The following is a 461-nucleotide window of genomic DNA, read 5'->3' as shown; positions in this document are numbered from 1 at the left end:
CCAGGCGGCCGTGCTGGCCGTGCCCGACGCGGTGCGCGAAGAAGAGGTGCTGGCCTGCGTGGTGCTCGACCCCGCGGCTGCCGCCGACCTGGCGCACGCTGACGCGGCGCGCACCCTGCAGGACTTCTGCCTGCGCGAGCTGGCGTATTACAAGGCGCCAGGCTGGTGGTGGTTTGCGGACGAGATCCCGACCACGGGCACGCAGAAGATCCAGAAGCACCGTATCTTCCCGGCGGGGAGCGACCCGCGCACGCTGGCAGGGATGGTGGATTTGTGTGCGTTCAAGAAGCGGCAGAAGGGGTGATGGGGGGACTGGTTTTTTGATTGGCTTTGCGCGCTTTGCTGAGGGCGGAGGCCAGGATGTGCGCCCGGCGGCGCAGTAACTTTCTCTTGGTCGCCTGTATGGACCGCAGACATGGTGGACAGGTGTGCGAGGACATGGTGGACACCTGCGGGCGCCC

1 pseudogene is annotated in these 461 nt (G+C 67.0%); it reads left to right on the top strand.

Annotated features, from left to right (window positions below):
• Nucleotides 1–304 (top strand): annotated as a pseudogene (locus B2J89_RS21750) (long-chain fatty acid--CoA ligase); the annotation flags it as partial.
• Between the last annotated feature and the right edge of the window lie 157 nt (nt 305–461).

The sequence above is a fragment of the Acidovorax sp. SRB_24 genome, assembly GCF_012931925.1.
Note: the sequence above shows the minus strand (reverse complement) of the source record. Positions and strands in the feature narration are given on the sequence as shown.